Below are 17,115 nucleotides of genomic sequence, written 5' to 3'. Positions count from 1 at the left end.
AACATGACTGATTTGAAGTTGCGCGACTATTACGCACAACGTGCTCCGGTTCTGGAGCAGGACTACGCGATTGAAGAGCGTGAAGGTGATCTCGAAGAGATGGAAGAGCGCGTCTGTGAGATGCTGATGGGGCAAAAGGTGCTGGAACTGGCTTGCGGTACCGGTTATTGGACCCAGCAAATCGCGGACTTCGCCGAATCCGTACACGCAACCGATTTTTGTCCTGAATTGCTGGAAATCGCGCAAACCAAGGAATTTGATAACGATAACGTAGAATTTGCGCTTGCCGATGCATTTGCGCTGCCGGTTGCCGCTGCAGGACGCTATAGCGCGGCGTTCGCAGGATTTTTATGGTCGCATGTTAAGCGTGAAGATCAGACTAAGCTCTTGAAGCAATGGTGTGCGGCAATAGGCAGTGGCAGTACGTTGATATTGATTGATGATAATGAAGTGGAAGGCGACACTTTGCCTGTGGCGCGTACTGACCTGGAAGGCAATACCTTTCATATTCACACCATGCCGGATGGCAGCCGGGTAGAAGTTATCAAAAATTTCCCGACAGATAGCTATATGCGTAAAAAGTTTGCAGCGGTTGCGCGCGACATCCGTATTTATCGCAATGAGTACTACTGGATGCTGAGTTGCGTATTGCGTTAATCGGGTATTTGTTGGCTTACCAGTTCTAGTATTGTTCCTCGAAGGGAATGCATGCTACATTGCAATCCGTTTTTTAACTCTCGGAGCAGCAGACATGGACTTGCAAGCATGCACAGAAGCAATTCGTACTAAAGTAGGCGATGATAGCGGGTTGAACGCAACGTTGAAATTTGATTGCGGCAGTGATGGCGTGGTATTTGTTGATGCGAGCGCCACACCGAATACGGTGTCGAATGAAAACAAGGATGCAGCTTGTACGATAACCATCGCACTGGCGGATCTGGGTGCTTTACTGACTGGCCAGCTTAATCCTATGAATGGCTTTATGATGGGCAAACTCAAAGTATCCGGCGATATGGGTATCGCGATGCGTTTGCAAACTGTCGTGTAATCGGACAGCAAGCCAAGGTAGCAGAAAAAACGCGGCTGTCATGCCGCGTTTTTTTATGGCGTTGTCACAGACGGGATAGTGAGCAGTGCGTAGTTGGCGATAGCAGAACTGCCGTCCGGATGCAGTGCGTCGTAGCAGCGATGGCAGCGGTTACAGAATAGGTGTGAGCGCTTGACGTGGCGGTAGCGCAGGTGTAACTGTAAAGGTTCGTCACCACAGAAGGGGCAGCATTCGCGCATGCTGCCGACCGACTGTATGTCTGGCAATAGCAAGTAATCGCCTATGATTTCTCCCGCGATTGCGAGCCTGGGGTCCAGTTCAACTAAGCGTAGTTGTGTTGAGGAGTGATTTCTGCGTTCTGGCGTATTCGTGACGCTATCAGTTGCAGGCTGGTTGATGGTGCTCATACGACGGTCTCCTGATATGTTGGTCGCTCTGGTGCAGTATCAGAGTTTCCTGATCATGCGCAGAGGCGACACTTTAGGCCAGGCGGCAAATTTTGTAGGTTTTAGTCGTTTTAGCTGTATTGGTTTCTAAACGCAATGTGAGCACGGAAACTATGACGAAAAATAATGTTAAGTATCAGCTCATGCTCGTGCCAGGTGGGATTTGCTGTGAACTACAGCCTGATAAGACTGTCTTGGAAAATGCGCAGGAACAGGGCATCAGTCTGCCTAGTTCCTGTCGCAATGGCACATGCCGTGCTTGTTTGTGTCAATCCCTGCATGGGCAGTATCGATTTACCATAGAGTGGCCAGGACTGAGTCTGGAAGAGAAGCAGGATGGCTGGATACTGCCCTGTGTAACCGTAGCGAGTTCTGATCTTAGTTTGCTGCAGCCTTTGGCGAAGCGCCTGCATGTCGTATCTGAGCCGGGCTGAACATGGAATCGGCATTGCTGCAAAGTCTGCTCTGCTTATCGCCGCGCACCCAGCAGGCACTTGACTGCCGGGCTTGCGGCTCGGGTATCCCATCATTGCTGATTTTGGCAATGCGGCTATCCCATACTGTCACTCCCTGTTTATCCAGCTCCAGCCGTATCACCCAACCCAGCGTTTGCGCGTCATTGTCCAGCGCATCGATCATAAAATTCCCTATGCTGTAAATGATCGGCTTACCTTTATAGACGGCGGTCTCTTGCAGTACATGTGGGTGCCCGCCTATCACTGCATCCGCACCCGCATCGATCATTTTTTTTGCGAGGAGTTGCTGGCGTTGATTAGAGTGCAGTTCATTTTCCCAGCCCCAATGCATGAAAGGGATGACCAGATCCGCTTTATAGGCGTTCCTTGCCTGTTGTATGTCGAGTAGCAATTGTTCGTCTTCACTCCAGGCTATTCCTGCGGATGCTGCACCCGCCTCAAAACTGCGTGGCATAAATTCGTTATAGCCTAGCAGCGCAATGCGCAAGCCCTTGCGTTCTATGATGAGGGGGCGGTGTGCCTCGCTCAGATTATTTCCACCGCCAAAGTACTGAATCTGATTTGTTTGTAAATGCGTCAGCATTTCAGAAAATGCTGCGCGTCCAAAGTCTCCGGAATGATTATTTGCGATCGATACTGCATCGACGTGGCGCTTCAATACGCTCAGGCTTTCCGGCTCTGCGCGGAAGGTAAAGTTCTTATCTGCCGCCTGGCCTTCTTTGGCAACGACACACTCAAGATTGGCAATCCGGATATCGGTCGAGGCAAAAATAGCGGCAAATGCGGAAAATGGATCTTTACCTCTTGCTATCCACTTTCCGGGCTGACCATCGAGTACCACGTCACCTGCAAACAAGAGGCTGACTTTAGCTTCGTTTTCTGCAGCACTGACAGTACTGCTCAACAATATCGCCGTGACTAAAAAAGTGATGTGAATAGCGCGCATCGCGACGCCGGAAATGAATGGAATCATGATGCTATATTCTTTAATGTGCAGTGATATTGCAGTTCACGCTCAACCTCGCCCGCATAGAGTGCATTGTATGGGGTCAGCAGATAAGCCTGTTTGCTACGCCGGAATGGTGGGAAGTAACTTGCCTGATGGATAGGTAAATCTGTTTTACTGGTTTGGAAATAGGCATAAATTTTGATGTAACGGATATGCCCTTGCTCACCAATCATCACTGGCTTAAAGCGAAAGCGTCCCTGGATATCTTTGGCCTCGATCTGGTAAGGGTTTGCACTTAGGCCGGTTTCTATCACTTCGGTACTGCCGGCATAGGTGACAAAGCATGCAAGTAGCGGCTCTTTGGCGGGGCTGGTGTTCAGCGCCGAAACGGGCAGTGCGTTTAGTAAGACGAAAATGCCAGCCAGTGTAGGAGAGTGTCGTTGTATTTGGGTGGCAATCATTTGCATCATTTTCATTTTAATTATCTGGTCAGATATTGAAAATAGCACAAACATTAGTGCGATGGAAAGATTGTGTGGAATAAGCAATTAATGTAACCTCAATTGAGCAAATTAAACGATTGACTAATTACTGAGTGAGCAAATATGGCAAATGATATGTCGCAAAATCCTGAATTTCAGTCTTTGTTGAAGCAAGTGGTGGAGCAGGCCATACCATTTTGCAAGTTGATCGGATTGCAGGTGCGGAGCTTTACCAGCGACAGACCAGAATTAAGACTTGCAATGCGTGATGACTTATTGGGGAATTTTGCTCAGGGTATGTTGCATGGCGGGGTTATTGCGTCGGTGTTGGACAGTGTGGCTGGGGTCGCTATTTTGTTAAAGCTGGCGCAGACCCAGCCGCGCGAAGATGCCCATGCGCAAATACGTGAATTTGGATTGATGAGTACCATCGATTTACGCATCGATTATCTGAAACCGGGTAAAGGCCGTGCATTCATTGCGAGTGCGGAGGTGACGCGGCTGGGGAAGCGGGTGGCGAACGTATTGATGGAATTGCGCAATGAGGAAGGGGAGAGAATTGCGACCGGAGCAGCAGCATTTATGTTGCATGGCCGAGCCTGAGTTGTCTGCGGTGGGCTGGCATCTCGTGCTGATTGCACGTTGAAGAGTGTGGTATTTTGCTTAATGTGCGTTATAGATCAGACGGAACTTTGATAAATTCCTCAAAAAAGCCAGATAAATGCAGAAAACTCAGATTTTATTTTACTTCCACTCAGATTTTGTGCGTATAATCAGATCGTCGTTGAGATTCAAAGTGGTTTTGCAGTATCAGTCTGTCATTTCTTACTGAGGTTGAAACGATCTATCGGGCAACTGCCCAAATTCACTGAAATAGGAAATTGTAATGGCAACAGGTATTGTTAAATGGTTCAATGATTCTAAAGGTTTTGGTTTCATTACTCCAGACGAAGGCGGCGAAGATTTGTTCGCACATTTCTCCGCAATCGTATCTTCCGGCTTCAAATCTTTGAAAGAAAACCAACGCGTTTCTTTCGAAGTAACTACAGGCCCTAAAGGTAAGCAAGCTTCCAACATCCAGCCTCTGTAATTCAGAGCTTGATGGCGGAGTAAAGCCAAGCTGATAAAAATCCCCGATTCGTCGGGGATTTTTTTTGCCTGCTAAAAGATATTCGTCAGAAAACAACATTTTTTAACAAAATTGATTTTGCCTCAAATTACACATTTCTCTCGGGTAAAATCTGCAGTGACGCTAGGAGACGTGCCAGACAGATGCGAATCGCAATGTCATCAGATACTGTGACAGGATATGCGTGTCAGCATTTAACCAGGAAATTGTGTCAGTCATTGTTGGGGATCAAGCTTGTGCTGCGAAAAATTTGTATCCTCTGTCAATTGTGCTCCGGAATTAATTAGGTGAGGGAATAATGTTGAATCTGACTATCAGAATGCGGCTGATCGGTACCATGTCCTTTATGGCCATCATGCTGGCGATTGGTGGTGCTATGGGTGTCGTTGGTGTGAAGAACAGCAATGCCATCATCGAAGAGATTTTCACCAATCAATTACCATCCGTTGACGCACTTCAGCAATCCCGGGTTGATCTGTTGCGGTCGCGTACCGCGATAGACCGCGCTATCGCACATCCGGACGCTCCTGACTTAGCAGCAACGTTAAAGCGCTCTGAAGACTTCAAAACGAAATCGGATGAAGCATTTAAGCGATATCTGGCACTCCCTCAGGATGAGGAAGAAAAGAAATTGTCAGACCAGGTGGTTGCTGTACGTGATCAGTACCTTAACGAAGCACATCAGAAAATGACCGAGGCGATAAGGGCAGGCAATCGTGACGAAGCGGATCGCATCAACATGACGATCGTTGCAAAATTATTCTCTGCTTATTCCGACAAAATTTCAGAGTTAAATGAACTACAACTAAAAACATCTGAAAAAAATTATTTACAAAGCCAGACTGCTTTCAAATGGTTTGTCTGGATCGATGTGTTTGGTGTCGTGGGTGGCCTGATTGCGGTGTTTATTTCAGCTCATTTTTTATTGCGCGCTATTTCTCATCCTTTGCATCAGACTCTGCGCCAGTTCCGGGCTATCGGTGACGGTGATCTGACCCGGCAATTGAAACCGGAATCTAAGGATGAAATGGGAGAGCTCATTTCCGGCCTTGAAAACATGCGCCAAAGCCTGGTGCAGACGGTCACAATGGTGCGTCAGAGCAGCGGTTCCATCGCGGTATCTTCGGATGAGATTGCATCTGGCAATATGGATTTATCCTCTCGCACTGAGCAACAGGCAGCCAGCCTGCAGGAAACTGCCTCATCAATGGAAGAGCTGACTTCTACCGTGCAACAAAATGCGGATAACGCACGTCAGGCCAATACACTGGCGCTGACAGCTTCCGATGTTGCCTCCAAAGGTGGTAAGGTAGTCGGTGATGTTGTGCACACAATGTCTTCGATTAAAGAAAGTTCAAGCAAGATTGTGGACATCATTGCAGTCATTGACGGCATTGCTTTCCAAACCAATATTCTGGCGCTGAATGCTGCTGTTGAAGCAGCGCGTGCAGGTGAGCAGGGACGTGGTTTTGCAGTGGTCGCCAGTGAAGTCAGGAGTCTGGCGCAGCGCTCCGCGAATGCTGCAAAAGAAATTAAAGAATTGATCGCGAATTCGGTGGATAAGGTAGAAGAGGGGGCACGTCTGGTCGATGATGCAGGTAAAACCATGAACGAGATTGTAGTATCGATCAAGAGTGTGGCCGACATCATGGCTGAAATTACCGCCGCCAGTGAGGAGCAACGAGAAGGAATTCAGCAGGTCAATCAGGCCATTACCAAGATGGATGAGGCGACTCAGCAAAATGCAGCTTTGGTGGAGCAGGCCGCTGCCGCTGCCGGCAGTATGCGTGATCAGGCCAGCAATCTGAATCAGGCTGTCGGCATCTTTAAGCTGGAAGCGGGAAGTTCTCAATACGAAGGCCTGGCTGCTCAGCCTGTGGTGAAAGCTGCTCCGGCGAAAGTTAAACCTGCATCTTCACCTGTCCGCTCACAATTGATTGCTCCCGCCTCTGCAGCAAAGTCTGCTGCCAAAGTCAGTAAGCCACGAGCTGATGAATGGGAAGAGTTTTGATGTGAATGTCTGCCGGTGGCGGTTCATCCCTCAGATAAAACAGGGAGTGCGTCGGTGACGTGCTCCCTGCTTTTATTTTGAGCGATGGCGTATGGACCGGATTCAGCCTTTTTTCCAATAATCGGAAGCGCTATAGGCTTGGCGCAAATAATCAACAAAAGCGCGTATCCGTAAGGGGAGGTGGCGTCGCTGTGCAAAAATGGCATAAATATCATTGCCAGGCGCAGTATATTCATCCAGTACTGTGACCAGTTTGCCGGATTCAATTTCCGTACCTACTTCCCACATAGAGCGCCATGCCAGGCCTTGTCCGGATATCGCCCAATCATGCAGTACTTCTCCATCATTACAGACCATATTGCCTTCAACTTTAATGGTCACATTTTTCCCGTTTTGACGGAAAGTCCAACCGCGCTGGCTGCCGTCGCTACTGAAGGCCAGACAATTATGATTGCTGAGTTCATCCAGCGTTTTCGGTGCGCCGTGGCGTCGCACATAAGCGGGTGCTGCCACCACGACCCGCTTATTGTCGGCCAGTTTGACACCTATCAGGCTGGAGTCTGATAAGGCGGCTATTCGTATCGCCACGTCCACACCTTCACCGATCAGGTCTACTACGCGGTCATTCAGGCTCAATGTTAAATTTAATTGCTGATGCTGGCTCAAGAAATCTGGAATGAGTGGCGCCACATGCTGTCGTCCAAAACCGGCTGGTGCTGAAATCGTCAGTATGCCGCTGGCGCTGGAATTTCGTTCAGCAACAGATGATTCTGCTTCTTCTAGTTCCGATAAGATCCGCTGACAGTCCTCCAGAAACGAACTGCCTTCATTGGTCAGCGCTATTTTGCGCGTGGTTCTTTGTAATAATTTGACGCCTAATCTTTCCTCCAATGCATCCAGACGACGGCTAATCATGGCTGGCGCCACACCTTCTGCTCTGGCCGCTGCCGACAGGCTACCGCGAACAGCGACCTCAGCAAAGGTGCTGATTTGTTTAAATTGATCCATGAAGAATCATTCCCCCAAAGAGTTTTATTGTTGATTTAGCACGTAAGCAATCTTCGGTATGATCTGATCGGGTTAATGGACGGATGTATTTTTTTTTGCATAGGCGCGTCCCTTCGCTTTTGCATTTGCCCATGGTGCGACTATGCGCACTTATAGGCAGTTTTGTCCTGTTTGCCGTATTTATCGACCGAATATACGCTATTTCATCTTTTATTTTTGCGAAAAAGTAAAAGATAAAGTGATAAATCTCTTATTTATGTTTATTTTAATTGAATATACTCTGTAGTTTCCTGATCAAAACGGTATGCAGAGGTAAGGTGATGGCGATACATGCAATTGCGTTTGATGCCTACGGCACATTGTTTGATGTGTATTCGGTCACTGAACTCGCAGAGAAGTTGTTTCCCGGCTATGGGAAACAGCTTGCGCAATTGTGGCGCAGGAAACAGATTGAGTACACTCAATTGCGTACTATGTGTTGTATGTATAAGCCATTTTGGGAAGTGACCCAGGATGCACTGATATTCACGTGCCGTTATTTGGGGTTGAACTTGGATCTGGATGCACAAAATGCATTAATGGGTCAGTATGCAAGACTGAGTGCTTTTCCTGAAAACAAGGATGTGCTGCAGGTCTTGCGGGACAAGGCTTATAAGCTGGCGATTTTGTCCAATGGCACGCCGCAGATGTTACAGGCGGTGACTGAGCACGCTGGTATGCAAGGTTTATTTCAGCACCTGCTCTCGGTTGATGCTGTGAAAGTCTATAAAACGGCGCCGGAAGCTTATCAGCTGGGTCCGGATATGTTTGGCGTGCCGGCAAAAAATATGTTGTTTGTTTCGAGTAATGCCTGGGATGTCTGTTGTGCTACCTGGTTTGGTTACACCACCTTCTGGGTCAATCGCGATCATGTGCCACTGGAAGAGTTGGGGGTGATGCCACATGGCACGGGTCGTACTTTGAGCGATGTCTTACATTTTCTTGAAACATCGCAGTGATTAAATTTGCTGTGATGTCTTGAATTTTATTTTCCTTGTTTATTGCATTGAGTCGCGTTCAATGCGTTTCTTTTTATGGAGAGCACGATGAGTCAGTTGATATTGCCACAAGGTATGGAGATTACCGGAGCAATCAAGCCAGGTTACGAACAAATCCTGACCCCGGAAGCATTGGCACTGGTCGCAAAACTGAGCCGCGCATTTGAGCCGCGTCGGCAGGAATTGCTGGCAGCGCGGGTTGCGCGTGCCAAGCGTATGGACGCCGGTGAGCGGCCAGACTTTTTGGCTGAGACCCGCCACATTCGTGAAGGTGATTGGAAAATTGCACCGATTCCTCAGGCCTTGGAATGTCGTCGGGTAGAAATTACCGGTCCGGTGGAACGCAAAATGGTCATTAATGCGCTCAATTCCGGAGCTGACAGTTACATGACAGATTTTGAAGATTCGAATACACCGAATTGGGACAATCAACTGCAGGGTCAGATCAATATGCGCGATGCAGTGCGTCGCACGATCAGCCTGGAGCAGAACGGAAAGTCTTATCAGTTAAACGATCAAATTGCCACGCTGGTTGTGCGTCCACGTGGCTGGCATCTCGATGAAAAACATGTGCTGGTCGATGGTCAGCGTATTTCCGGTGGTATTTTTGACTTTGCATTGTTCTTGTTTCATAACGCGAAAGAGCAGCTGGCACGCGGTGCAGGACCGTATTTCTATCTGCCGAAAATGGAATCCCACCTGGAAGCGCGTTTGTGGAATGATATTTTTGTCATGGCACAAAATGAAATTGGGATTCCTCAAGGCACCATCAAGGCGACAGTGCTGATAGAAACCATCGTTGCTGCGTTTGAAATGGATGAGATTCTGTATGAGCTGCGCGAGCATAGCTCGGGTCTGAATGCAGGGCGCTGGGATTACATTTTCTCTTGCATCAAAAAATTCAAAAACGACCAGGACTTTTGCCTGGCGGACCGTGCCAAAGTGACCATGACTGCGCCTTTCATGCGTTCTTACGCCTTGCTCTTGCTGAAGACTTGCCACAAGCGTAATGCACCTGCGATCGGTGGTATGGCTGCTTTGATTCCGATTAAAAATGATCCGGAAAAAAATGAAGTTGCGATGGGTGGTGTGCGCAACGACAAGGCACGTGATGCGACGGACGGCTATGATGGTGGCTGGGTGGCGCATCCTGGTCTGGTTGAGCTGGCGATGACTGAATTCAAAAAAGTACTGGGTGATGCGCCGAATCAGATTTCCAAGCAGCGTCCGGATGTGGAAGTATCCGCCAAGGATTTGCTGAACTTCCAGCCTGAAACCCCGATCACGGAAGCTGGCCTGCGTTATAACATCAATGTTGGCATTCACTATCTGGGTGCCTGGCTGGCAGGTAACGGTTGCGTGCCTATCCACAATCTGATGGAAGATGCGGCAACTGCAGAAATCAGCCGTTCGCAAGTCTGGCAATGGATACGTTCTACCAAAGGCAAGCTCGAGGATGGTCGCAAGGTCACGGCAGAAATGGTGCGCGCGATGATCCCGGAAGAATTAAGCAAGGTGAAGACGGTTGCTGGCGACGGTGCAACCTATGACCGTGCAGCGCAGATTTTTGAGGAAATGTCGACGTCCGGTGATTTTGCGGAATTCCTCACGCTGCCATTGTACGAAGAAATCTGATTCGTTCTATCTCAGTTGTGTTGTTGATGTAGCGAAGAGCGATGCCATTTTGATGGTGTCGCTTTTTGTTTTTTGCAGCAGGGCGGAGCATAATCTAAGTTACCCCAAAATCAGGTGCAGATACCAGGAAAACCGGCAGGGTGCTGTGCTATGCTTGCGCGCTTATTTTTCAGGAATATAGTCTATGTCTACTTTGCCCGTCACTCAGGAATCTATGATTGCTCAAACCATCAACTGGATGGAAAAAGCCGTTATCGGGTTGAATCTTTGTCCTTTCGCTAAAGCTGTGCATGTGAAGCAGCAAATCCGCTATGTGGTGAGCGAGGCCAAGACCGAGCAGGACTTGGTCGAAGACTTGCGCCGCGAACTGGAGGTGCTGGCGGAAGCGAATCCGGACAAAATCGAAACTACCTTGCTGATTTGTCCCGATGTTTTGCAGGATTTCATGGATTTCAATGATTTTCTGGATGTGGCAGATGCCTTACTGGAAGAGCTGGATTTGGCTGGTATTTTGCAAATTGCGAATTTCCACCCCGATTACCAGTTTGCGGATAGCGAAGTCGGAGATATAGAAAACTATACTAATCGTTCACCTTATCCCACCCTGCATTTATTGCGCGAAGACAGTATTGATAAGGCAGTTGAAGCATTTCCCGACGCAGACGAGATTTACGAACGCAATATGGACGCCATGCGCAAACTTGGTCACGAGGGTTGGCATGAGATGTTTGCCGATCAGCCAAAAAGTAAGTAAGCACTCAAATTAGCACTGATGTAAGTAAAAAAGTCAGTGCATCTGTGGAACAGCGGCACAACGGTGCACATAGCTTTCAATAAATTATTTATATAAATATACTTAAAAGTAATATGGAGCAGGGCTACTGTCCGGATATCCGTTGAACTGCTCGCTGAGGCTATGGGCGAGCAATTGTTTCTGCTTTCCCTCAAAAAGATGCGGCATTCTGACTGTGCTAAAGCGATTAATGTATGCAAATCGCGTGTGCTTGCCTGCATTTCCTGTTTTTCTTTTTGCCTTATTGTTATCACTGATTTGAGTAAGCACGCACTGCGCCGCACCAAATGCATAGTTTCCTCTTTGGAAAATGAACTTTTCTGCCATATTTCTGTAGAAAATTCGAAAAAACAGTATGCGTTGAACGAATAACTTAAGAAAATTTGCTTTTGATTGCCTTGTTATTTTGCAGGGCAGCATGTAGAGTAAGGGGTTGTTCTACCTCATTTTTCACCCTTACGTCTTCTATATCTATGGCTTTAATCGTCCACAAATACGGCGGTACTTCGATGGGTTCAACTGAACGCATCAAGAACGTCGCCAAGCGCGTCGCCAAATGGCATGATGCCGGTCACCAGATAGTCGTGGTGCCGTCAGCTATGTCCGGCGAAACCAATCGTCTGTTAGGTCTGGCGAAAGAACTCAATGCACAGCCTGATCCGCGTGAACTCGATATGATCGCCTCCACCGGTGAGCAGGTATCGGTAGGATTGCTGGCGCTGGCCTTGCAGGCTATCGGCAAGCAGGCAGTCTCTTATGCTGGCTGGCAAGTCGCTATTAAAACTGATTCCGCCCATACCAAGGCGCGCATTGCATCCATCGACGATGCCAAAGTCAAGGCAGATCTGGATGCGGGCAAGGTAGTGATTATTACCGGCTTTCAGGGCGTGGATGAGAAGGGCAATATTACGACGCTGGGTCGTGGTGGTTCGGATACTTCAGCGGTCGCAGTTGCTGCAGCACTGCAGGCAAAAGAATGCCTGATCTATACCGATGTAGACGGTGTCTACACGACTGATCCGCGTGTTGTGACTGAGGCGCGTCGTCTCAATACTGTGACATTTGAAGAGATGCTGGAAATGGCATCGCTGGGCTCCAAAGTACTGCAAATCCGCTCGGTCGAATTTGCAGGCAATTATCGTATGCCTACCCGCGTTCTGTCGTCGCTGACGGATCCATTAATGCCGCTGGAAGAGGAAGCAACTTCCGGCACACTGATTTCGTTTGAGGAAGATACAAATATGGAACAAGCTACCATCACTGGCATCGCATTTAATCGTGATGAAGCAAAAATCACTGTACTGTGCGTACCTGATCGCCCAGGCATCGCCTATCAGATCCTGGGGCCAGTTGCTGACGCCAATATCGAAGTGGATATGATTATCCAAAACCAGTCAGTCGAAGGAAAGACAGACTTTACGTTCACTGTGCCGCGCAATGAATATGCGAAAGCGATGCAGGTACTGGAGGGTAGTGTCAAAGAGCACATTGGTGCAACCAGCATTGTTGGTGATTCCAAGGTATCTAAAGTGTCTGTGGTGGGCGTTGGTATGCGCAGCCACGTAGGTATCGCATCGCAAATGTTCCGCACCTTGTCGGAAGAGGGTATCAATATCCAGATGATTTCGACTTCGGAAATCAAAATCTCGGTGTTGATCGATGAGAAGTACATGGAATTGGCAGTGCGTGCTCTGCATAAAGCATTTGAACTGGAAAGCGCCTGATCCACGTTTGCAAAAAAACTTGTTTTTGTGTTGACAGCTAGTTGACCAAAAGCGGTGTAGCAGATATTATCTTGCTCTCGATTGCTGCAAGGCGCCAGCTTTGTAGTGATAGTGTGGAGACGTGGCCGAGTGGCCGAAGGCACTTCCCTGCTAAGGAAGCATCTGGGGTAACCTGGATCGTGAGTTCGAATCTCACCGTCTCCGCCAGTGATTCGTAAAAATGCCCGCTGATGCGGGCATTTTTATTTGTATTGCTGGCTACCTTCTTTTTTCGTCATCTTAAATTCCTCCTCTCCTCATCTTGCTCTGAGTATGTAGTCATTCGCACAGAGTTAGGTCCGGCATTGCCAACTGTTTTTGAATTCATTGTGATTTTAAATCCTCAGGAATGTATTGTTGCGTTCATCAATGATGCCTGTGAAGGTGTGAATCCCTGCATGTTTCTGGCTTAGTGCTGTTGCCGGTGCAGCGCTTACATCCTGATCTCATCTCAGCCTCAGGCTTAGGCTGCTTACCAGATGTAAAAGTAAAGTTAATTTCTTGCAGTGTTGCGTAAATATTTCATATATTTGTTTTTTTATTCTGTACTATTGAATTTCAAACCGGAATCACCTATTGTGCAATGCACCAATAATTACAAGGTACGCAATTGGAAAATCAACACGCAAAAAGCAGCATGGCTGGATTGACGCTGGCTGCAATCGGTATTGTTTATGGTGATATCGGCACCAGCCCGCTCTATACGATGAAAGAGATGTTTTCGAAAGAGCATGGAATCCCCCTCACGGAAGCAAATCTATTTGGTGTGGTCTCCTTAATTTTGTGGGGGCTCATCATCATTGTTGCTCTGAAATATGTGACCTTGATCTTGCGAGCGGATAACCGCGGCGAGGGCGGCATCATGGCCTTGACGGCGATGGCACTGGAATCGGTCGGTAAAAAATCGAAGTGGCATTTCACCCTGTTTGTGCTGGGTTTGTTTGGTGCCGCACTGTTTTATGGGGATGGGGTCATTACCCCTGCAATTTCAGTGCTTTCTGCGATAGAGGGCTTGGAAGTGGCGACACCAGCATTCCAACCGTTTGTGGTGCCAATTACGCTGGTTGTGCTGATTTTGCTGTATGCGGTTCAATACAAAGGAACTGCCGGGATAGGTAAATGGTTTGGACCTATTATGGTCATCTGGTTTGCTGCATTAGCCGCGATGGGTGTGTACAACATTCTGAAGATGCCACAGATACTGGCAGCGTTGAATCCGGTTTACGCGCTGCAATTCATGGGAAATTATCATCTGGCTTTCCCTGCGCTTGCTGCGGTTGTGCTGGCATTTACCGGTGCTGAGGCCTTGTATGCAGATATGGGGCATTTCGGCCGTCAACCAATACGATTCGCCTGGTTTGTTGCGGTATTTCCGGCGCTGGCTTTGAATTACCTGGGGCAGGGTGCATTGTTGCTGTCTAATCCTGCGACTGCGGAAAACCCGTTTTATCAGCAATTGGGTGCCTGGAGTATTTATCCTCTGGTGGCCTTGTCTGCTGTGGCGACGGTGATTGCCTCCCAGGCGACGATTTCTGGCACTTTTTCCATGACTAAGCAGGCAATTTCTCTTGGGATTTTGCCACGCATGGAAATCATGCACACATCAGCGAAAGAAATCGGTCAGATTTATATTCCGGCTGTGAACTGGATGCAGCTGATTGTTGTGGTCGCTGCTGTGGTGGGTTTTGGATCTTCTTCCAATCTCGCATCGGCCTATGGTATTGCTGTGACGGGCACGATGCTGGTGACTTCACTGTTGACATTCTTTGTGATTCGCTACGGCTGGAAATATAATTTGTTGCTGTGTATTTTGGCTACAGGCTTTTTCCTGTTCATCGATTTAGCTTTGTTCTCGGCTAATGCGCTTAAGTTCTTCCACGGTGGTTGGTTCCCGGTGGTATTGGGTATTGTGATGTTCACGGTGATGGTGACCTGGAAGCGTGGGCGTGAGCTGGTGTTTGACAATCTGAAAAAGCATGCGATCCCGCTAGAAGAGTTTTTGCAATCCTTATTTGTGTCGCCACCAACGCGGGTATATGGTACGGCTGTGTTCTTGCGCGGTGAGGCGGATGGTGTGCCGCATGCCTTATTACACAATCTCTCGCACAATAAAATCCTGCATGAACGCGTGGTGTTCCTGACCCTGTATAACCGTGAAATCCCATGGGTGCCATTTTCTGAGCGCGTGAAGGTCACCAGCTTGGGTAACGCCTGCTATCAGGTTGATGTGTTTTATGGCTTTAAAAATGAACCGGATATTCCTGCTGCGCTGGAATTATGTGCTCAACATGGTTTGACGTTTGAGCCTATGGAGACCTCGTATTTTATCTCCCGCCAGACGATTATCTCCAGTCCTGGCAGTGGTATGGCAGCATGGCGTGAGGGCTTGTTTGTGGCGATGTCGCGCAATGCACGTGATGCAGCGGATTATTATCAGATCCCAAGCAACCGTGTTATCGAAGTAGGTGCGCAGGTCGAAATCTAAATTAGTTGGTGCAAAGACTTACTTTTCGTGAGGGTCTTTGCTATAATCACGGCTTACGCGGCTGTAGCTCAGCTGGATAGAGTACTTGGCTACGAACCAAGGGGTCGTGGGTTCGATTCCTGCCAGCCGCACCAGATTCAAGGGGTTAGATGAAAATCTAACCCCTTTTTTCGTTGTGCTGTGCACTGGGCTTGTATGTAGTAGGGGTGGATTTTCTGAATTTTGGGTGCTGGGGCTGGTAATTGAGCTTAGCATCGTGCTATACTCTTTGTCTTCGCGGCTGTAGCTCAGCTGGATAGAGTACTTGGCTACGAACCAAGGGGTCGTGGGTTCGATTCCTGCCAGCCGCACCAGATTCAAGGGACTAGATGAAAATCTAGTCCCTTTTTTCGTTGTGCTGCGCACTGGGCTTGTATATGGTAGGGGTGGATTTTCTGAATTTTGGGTGCTGGGGCTGGTAATTGAGCTCAGCATCGTGCTATACTCTTTGTCTTCGCGGCTGTAGCTCAGCTGGATAGAGTACTTGGCTACGAACCAAGGGGTCGTGGGTTCGATTCCTGCCAGCCGCACCAGATTCAAGGGACTAGATGCAAATCTAGTCCCTTTTTTCGTTTCTGAGTTTATATTCAGGGAATCTCCCCCCGTGCGAGTTCGACTAGGGGGAGATCTGCTTACTCTTGATCCAGTATCAGTTGCTTCAGGTTCCAGTGGTCGGGGGCACTCTGATTCAGGGAGCTGCGCTTGTAGGATCTGATCTGGTCAGGTTGCAGTTCACTGGCGATGGAGCTCAGCAGCCGGTGCAGTTGCACGGTATCGGGCAACATCGTGCCGAGAAATTCCACGTTGCTATCTACCTGTATGAGTAGGGTGGGGAAATTTTCAATCTCGACTTCATCGACCAGATGGGCATCATCTTCTATGTCTATCCATGCAAAGCATTTATCGGGGTGCTTTTTTGCCAGCTCGTCAAATTGCGTGCGATAGGCATTGCAGGTATCGCACCAGGCAGCGCACAGGCAGGCAACCAGCCAGCGCGATTGTCGAATTTGGGTTGGTAAATCCTTGAGTTCTTGCATGGGTATGGTTTCGGAAAATAATTCGGGGCTAGCGCAGGCTTGAAATTCCCACCTGCGCCGCCCGGACACAGTAAAATAAGCGTATGACTACGATTTTAGCAATAGAAACCTCAACAGAGTTTGCGTCAGCCGCAATTATCAGCGCGCGTGGCCGCTTTATCCGTGAATTATCAGGCGTAGAAACGCATTCGAAAGGCATCATACCCGCATTGCAGAGTTTGTTGGCAGAGGCTGGCGTACAACTGAGCGAATGTGATGCGCTGGCATTTGGCTGTGGTCCAGGTGCCTTCACCGGAATTCGTACCGCTTGCGGAATTGTTCAGGGCATGGCCTTTGCGGCCGATTTACCCGTGCTGCCGGTGGTGAGTTTGCGTGCCATGGCGCAGGCTGCCAGCAGTCATGCACCAGACAGCGAATTGGTGTGTCTGCTTGATGCGCGCATGGGGGAAGTTTACTGGGCGCAGTACCGAAATGTAAATGGTGTACTGAGTGTAACGGCTCAGCCTGAATTATTGCGTCTGGAAGAGGGGGAGTTGGCAGGTCGCTGTGCTTCGCTGGGCGCCGTCGCTGTGGTGGCCGGCAATGGTATTCAGGTACCAGATGGTTTTCCTTATCCGGTACTGTCTGTGATGCCGCATGCACGTGAAGTGGCGGAACTGGCATTGCAGGATCTGAAGCATGGCCTGGCACAACCCGCCACGCAGGCACAACCTTTGTATCTTCGTAATAAAATTGCCCTCACTACTGCGGAGCGGGCATTGAAGGGGCAGGTCTGAG

The 17,115-nt window shown here is 48.7% G+C and carries 18 protein-coding genes and 4 tRNA genes; 16 read left to right on the top strand and 6 right to left on the bottom strand.

Features of this window, described 5'->3' with window-relative positions:
* Window positions 1–3 precede the first annotated feature (3 nt).
* The gene (locus H8K47_RS14415; RefSeq protein WP_186882099.1) at window positions 4–657 is read left to right on the top strand and encodes a class I SAM-dependent methyltransferase; all 654 of its coding nucleotides are present in this window, start codon (window positions 4–6) and stop codon (window positions 655–657) included.
* Between the two features lie 94 nt (window positions 658–751).
* The gene (locus tag H8K47_RS14410; RefSeq protein ID WP_162021800.1) at window positions 752–1,048 is read left to right on the top strand and encodes an SCP2 sterol-binding domain-containing protein; all 297 of its coding nucleotides are present in this window, start codon (window positions 752–754) and stop codon (window positions 1,046–1,048) included.
* A 53-nt stretch (window positions 1,049–1,101) separates the two neighbouring features.
* Here the strand turns inward: H8K47_RS14410 and H8K47_RS14405 are convergent, their stop codons facing one another.
* Window positions 1,102–1,455 carry a hypothetical protein gene (locus tag H8K47_RS14405; protein ID WP_186882098.1) on the bottom strand — a complete coding sequence of 118 codons (354 nt, stop codon included), beginning with the start codon at window positions 1,453–1,455 and terminating at the stop codon, window positions 1,102–1,104.
* A 152-nt stretch (window positions 1,456–1,607) separates the two neighbouring features.
* Between H8K47_RS14405 and H8K47_RS14400 the strand changes: the two genes are divergently transcribed.
* Window positions 1,608–1,928, top strand: coding sequence for a 2Fe-2S iron-sulfur cluster-binding protein (locus H8K47_RS14400; RefSeq protein WP_186882097.1), 321 nt, complete (start codon window positions 1,608–1,610; stop codon window positions 1,926–1,928).
* Here H8K47_RS14400 and H8K47_RS14395 read toward each other — a convergent pair.
* Both H8K47_RS14395 and H8K47_RS14390 read right to left on the bottom strand, forming a co-directional pair.
* The gene (locus tag H8K47_RS14395; RefSeq protein WP_230405257.1) at window positions 1,873–2,943 is read right to left on the bottom strand and encodes a CapA family protein; all 1,071 of its coding nucleotides are present in this window, start codon (window positions 2,941–2,943) and stop codon (window positions 1,873–1,875) included. The genes H8K47_RS14400 and H8K47_RS14395 overlap by 56 nt on opposite strands.
* Window positions 2,940–3,380, bottom strand: a complete 441-nt coding sequence (locus H8K47_RS14390; RefSeq protein ID WP_186882096.1) for a hypothetical protein — start codon at window positions 3,378–3,380, stop codon at window positions 2,940–2,942. The genes H8K47_RS14395 and H8K47_RS14390 overlap by 4 nt, the downstream gene beginning before the upstream one ends.
* A 156-nt stretch (window positions 3,381–3,536) precedes the next feature.
* Here H8K47_RS14390 and H8K47_RS14385 point away from each other — a divergent pair, with 156 nt between their 5' ends.
* The 3 genes from H8K47_RS14385 (at window position 3,537) to H8K47_RS18510 (ending at window position 6,541) form a co-directional block, all read left to right on the top strand.
* Entirely contained in the window at window positions 3,537–4,004 is a 468-nt protein-coding gene (locus H8K47_RS14385; protein WP_186882095.1) for a thioesterase family protein, read from the top strand.
* A gap of 283 nt (window positions 4,005–4,287) precedes the next feature.
* Window positions 4,288–4,491, top strand: a complete 204-nt coding sequence (locus H8K47_RS14380) for a cold-shock protein (protein WP_162021796.1) — start codon at window positions 4,288–4,290, stop codon at window positions 4,489–4,491.
* A gap of 337 nt (window positions 4,492–4,828) precedes the next feature.
* A complete protein-coding gene (locus H8K47_RS18510) occupies window positions 4,829–6,541 on the top strand; it encodes a methyl-accepting chemotaxis protein (RefSeq protein WP_268977682.1) in 1,713 nt (570 codons plus the stop codon).
* Window positions 6,542–6,643: 102 nt separating this feature from the next.
* Here H8K47_RS18510 and H8K47_RS14370 read toward each other — a convergent pair whose 3' ends face one another.
* Window positions 6,644–7,549, bottom strand: coding sequence for a LysR family transcriptional regulator (locus H8K47_RS14370; RefSeq protein WP_186882094.1), 906 nt, complete (start codon window positions 7,547–7,549; stop codon window positions 6,644–6,646).
* A gap of 320 nt (window positions 7,550–7,869) precedes the next feature.
* Between H8K47_RS14370 and H8K47_RS14365 the strand changes: the two genes are divergently transcribed.
* The 3 genes from H8K47_RS14365 to H8K47_RS14355 all read left to right on the top strand — a co-directional run bounded on the left by H8K47_RS14365 (window position 7,870) and on the right by H8K47_RS14355 (window position 10,975).
* Window positions 7,870–8,547, top strand: coding sequence for a haloacid dehalogenase type II (locus tag H8K47_RS14365; protein WP_186882093.1), 678 nt, complete (start codon window positions 7,870–7,872; stop codon window positions 8,545–8,547).
* Window positions 8,548–8,634: 87 nt separating this feature from the next.
* Entirely contained in the window at window positions 8,635–10,221 is a 1,587-nt protein-coding gene (gene aceB, locus H8K47_RS14360; protein ID WP_186882092.1) for a malate synthase A, read from the top strand.
* A gap of 184 nt (window positions 10,222–10,405) precedes the next feature.
* The gene (locus H8K47_RS14355) at window positions 10,406–10,975 is read left to right on the top strand and encodes a DUF1415 domain-containing protein (RefSeq protein ID WP_186882091.1); all 570 of its coding nucleotides are present in this window, start codon (window positions 10,406–10,408) and stop codon (window positions 10,973–10,975) included.
* 102 nt (window positions 10,976–11,077) lie between these two features.
* On the opposite strand, the gene H8K47_RS14350 is transcribed toward H8K47_RS14355, so the two are convergent.
* A complete protein-coding gene (locus H8K47_RS14350; protein ID WP_186882090.1) occupies window positions 11,078–11,341 on the bottom strand; it encodes a hypothetical protein in 264 nt (87 codons plus the stop codon).
* A 146-nt stretch (window positions 11,342–11,487) separates the two neighbouring features.
* Here H8K47_RS14350 and H8K47_RS14345 point away from each other — a divergent pair, with 146 nt between their 5' ends.
* The 6 genes from H8K47_RS14345 to H8K47_RS14320 all read left to right on the top strand — a co-directional run bounded on the left by H8K47_RS14345 (window position 11,488) and on the right by H8K47_RS14320 (window position 15,834).
* Window positions 11,488–12,738: an aspartate kinase gene (locus H8K47_RS14345; protein ID WP_162021791.1), complete on the top strand. Its 1,251-nt coding sequence runs from the start codon at window positions 11,488–11,490 to the stop codon at window positions 12,736–12,738.
* Between the two features lie 115 nt (window positions 12,739–12,853).
* A tRNA-Ser gene (locus H8K47_RS14340) sits at window positions 12,854–12,945 on the top strand.
* 442 nt (window positions 12,946–13,387) lie between these two features.
* Entirely contained in the window at window positions 13,388–15,262 is a 1,875-nt protein-coding gene (locus H8K47_RS14335) for a potassium transporter Kup (protein WP_408057903.1), read from the top strand.
* Between the two features lie 57 nt (window positions 15,263–15,319).
* A tRNA-Arg gene (locus tag H8K47_RS14330) sits at window positions 15,320–15,396 on the top strand.
* A 142-nt stretch (window positions 15,397–15,538) separates the two neighbouring features.
* Window positions 15,539–15,615: transfer RNA gene (locus H8K47_RS14325), tRNA-Arg, on the top strand.
* A gap of 142 nt (window positions 15,616–15,757) precedes the next feature.
* Window positions 15,758–15,834 (top strand) — tRNA-Arg (locus H8K47_RS14320).
* Window positions 15,835–15,933: 99 nt separating this feature from the next.
* Here H8K47_RS14320 and H8K47_RS14315 read toward each other — a convergent pair.
* Window positions 15,934–16,338 carry a thioredoxin family protein gene (locus H8K47_RS14315; RefSeq protein WP_186882089.1) on the bottom strand — a complete coding sequence of 135 codons (405 nt, stop codon included), beginning with the start codon at window positions 16,336–16,338 and terminating at the stop codon, window positions 15,934–15,936.
* Between the two features lie 83 nt (window positions 16,339–16,421).
* Here H8K47_RS14315 and tsaB point away from each other — a divergent pair, with 83 nt between their 5' ends.
* Complete coding sequence (gene tsaB / locus H8K47_RS14310) at window positions 16,422–17,114, top strand: tRNA (adenosine(37)-N6)-threonylcarbamoyltransferase complex dimerization subunit type 1 TsaB (protein ID WP_186882088.1); 693 nt, start codon at window positions 16,422–16,424, stop codon at window positions 17,112–17,114.
* Window position 17,115: the final 1 nt, after the last annotated feature.

The organism is Cognatundibacterium rugosum (assembly GCF_014284365.1).
In the GTDB taxonomy this organism is placed as follows: Bacteria; Pseudomonadota; Gammaproteobacteria; order Burkholderiales; family Burkholderiaceae_D; genus Undibacterium; species Undibacterium rugosum.
Note: the sequence above shows the minus strand (reverse complement) of the source record. Positions and strands in the feature narration are given on the sequence as shown.